At 43.9% G+C, this 2,187-nt stretch carries 3 protein-coding genes; all 3 read left to right on the top strand.

What is annotated here, in order from left to right; translation table 11 throughout:
* The first annotated feature begins 67 nt into the window (after positions 1–67).
* Positions 68–1,294, top strand: a complete 1,227-nt coding sequence (locus GXZ17_RS02835) for a flagellar hook protein FlgE (protein WP_409375777.1) — start codon at positions 68–70, stop codon at positions 1,292–1,294.
* Between the two features lie 53 nt (positions 1,295–1,347).
* Complete coding sequence (locus GXZ17_RS02830) at positions 1,348–1,575, top strand: flagellar FlbD family protein (RefSeq protein WP_409375776.1); 228 nt, start codon at positions 1,348–1,350, stop codon at positions 1,573–1,575.
* A gap of 2 nt (positions 1,576–1,577) precedes the next feature.
* On the top strand, positions 1,578–2,187 hold a 610-nt coding region (locus GXZ17_RS02825), incomplete at its 3' end, for a motility protein A (RefSeq protein WP_409375775.1).

The following is a 2,187-nucleotide window of genomic DNA, read 5'->3' as shown; positions in this document are numbered from 1 at the left end:
TGATTCAGCGATTATTGCTTAGGGAGCTGGTCCTTAGGGGAGCTCCCCGAAGGGAGGTAAATTAAAAATGATGCGTTCTCTGTTTTCCGGAGTTTCTGGTCTTAAAAATCACCAGACCCGGATGGATGTGATAGGAAATAACATTGCCAACGTTAACACCGTGGCTTTTAAAGCCGGTCGGGTAAATTTTGAAGATATTTTGAGCCAAACAGTAGAAGGAGCTCGTAGTCCTCAAGCCGGAGGAATGGGAGGAGTGAACCCCAAACAAGTAGGTCTGGGGATGGGTATCTCGAGCATTGATACTCTTTTTACTCCAGGGAGTTTGCAGAGCACTGATAATCCCACCGATTTTGCCGTGCAGGGAGAAGGGTTTTTCATAGTGAGCGATGGAAGCCAAGTGTATTATACTCGAGATGGAGCTTTCAAAACCTCTGCTGATGGAGCGCTGGTAAATAGCAACGGTTTTCGCCTGCAAGGCTGGATGGCCGATACCGATGGAAATATTGATTCTACCCAAGCTCTCCAGAATATAACTATACCGGTGGGCGCTCAGATGAAGCCTAAAGCTACCACACAAATTGCTTTTGAAGGGAATTTAGACGCTAACGCTGACCTTAACTCTGAATGGATTACCAGTGTTCAGGTTTATGATTCTTTAGGAAATCCTCACAACTTAACAATAACTTTTACGAAAACTGCAACAGCAAATGAGTGGGGTTGGGAAGCAACTTTGGATGGAGTTACGGCAACTGATGGCCAGGGTACTATTCAATTTGATGCTAACGGTTCAATTATCTCAACGACTCTTCCTTCCCTCCCAGCTAGTTTTGCTATTACTGGAGCTAATGCTATTAGCCTAAACATCGATTTTTCTCAACTTACCCAGTTTGGGGGTAACCCCACTGCCTATATTAATTTCCAGGATGGGTATGAGGCCGGGTCTTTAGATATGGTAAGTACTGATTCTGGTGGAGTGTTAACCGGGATTTTTACCAATGGTCAATCCAAAGCCTTAGCTCAAATTGCTTTAGCCACTTTTTCTAATCCGGGGGGTTTACTGAAAGAAGGTGGAAATCTGTACCAGATTTCCAATAACTCTGGTCTTCCCAATATCGGAACAGCGGACAGTGGAGGAAGAGGAAGCATCGCGGTAGGAAAACTGGAGATGTCCAATGTTGATTTAGCCCAGGAATTCACCAATATGATAGTAACTCAGCGAGGTTTCCAAGCTAATTCTCGGGTGATTACCACGTCTGATGAAATGTTACAGGATTTAATCAATATTAAACGGTGAAAAAGAGGGGCACCGCGCCCCTCTTTTTCAAGCCCATGAGAGAGGGATAGAGAATGATTGGTTTAACTCGGTTTAATGGTTCCAGTTTTGTTCTGAATATGGATTTAATTGAAACCATAGAAGCTACTCCGGATACGGTTATCACTCTGGTTACTGGTAGAAAGTATGTAGTTAAAGAGTCAGTAGATGAGATAATCAATAAAATCTTAGATTTTCGCCGACAGAGCGGGGTGAGTAAAATCTTGATACAGAATTTATCCGAGAGCGATATGGAGGGATAACTATGGATAAGGCAACTATCATCGGTTTGGTAGTGGGAGTAGTTTTACTTTTCTGGGGAATGACTGACGCTGCAGCTAATAATATGAAAATTTACTATAGCTTTTCTTCCATACTTATTGTGGGAGGAGGGACTTTAGCTGCTACTCTTATCAGTTTCCATCTGGACCAGGTGATGAAAGCTTTTCAGCTTTTTATGATTGCCTTACGTTCTCGACTTCCCCATCCCTCAGAGATAACCACTACTCTCGTGGGCTTAGCAGAGAAAGCTCGTAAAGAGGGGCTCCTGGCTCTGGAAGAAGAAACAGAGAGAATAGACGACCTCTTTTTTAAGCGGGGGATTCAATTAGTAGTAGGCGGAACTGACCCTCAGCTATTGAAAAGCATCCTGGAAACCGAACTGGTTTTTCTGGAAGAACGCCACAAAAAAGGAAGAGCTATTTTCGAAACGATGGGCAGTTTTGCTCCGGCCTTTGGTTTGATTGGAACACTCATTGGGTTGGTAGCCATGCTGGTTAGCTTGGATGACCCCAAAAAAGTGGGGCCGGGAATGGCAGTAGCACTACTTACCACTCTCTATGGAGCTGTTATTTCTAATCTGGTTTGTCTACCTA

It is taken from the genome of Candidatus Sordicultor fermentans, assembly GCF_012728195.1.
Classification (GTDB): Bacteria; Atribacterota; Atribacteria; order Atribacterales; family Caldatribacteriaceae; genus Sordicultor; species Sordicultor fermentans.
The sequence above is the reverse complement of the archived record's forward strand: the minus strand, read 5'-3'. Positions and strand labels throughout refer to the sequence as shown.

Excerpts from the sequence above, each read along its gene's own strand:
- GXZ17_RS02835 (WP_409375777.1), top strand. The coding sequence starts at position 68 with ATGATGCGTTCTCTGTTTTCCGGAGTTTCTGGTCTTAAAAATCACCAG.
- GXZ17_RS02830 (WP_409375776.1), top strand. The coding sequence starts at position 1,348 with ATGATTGGTTTAACTCGGTTTAATGGTTCCAGTTTTGTTCTGAATATG.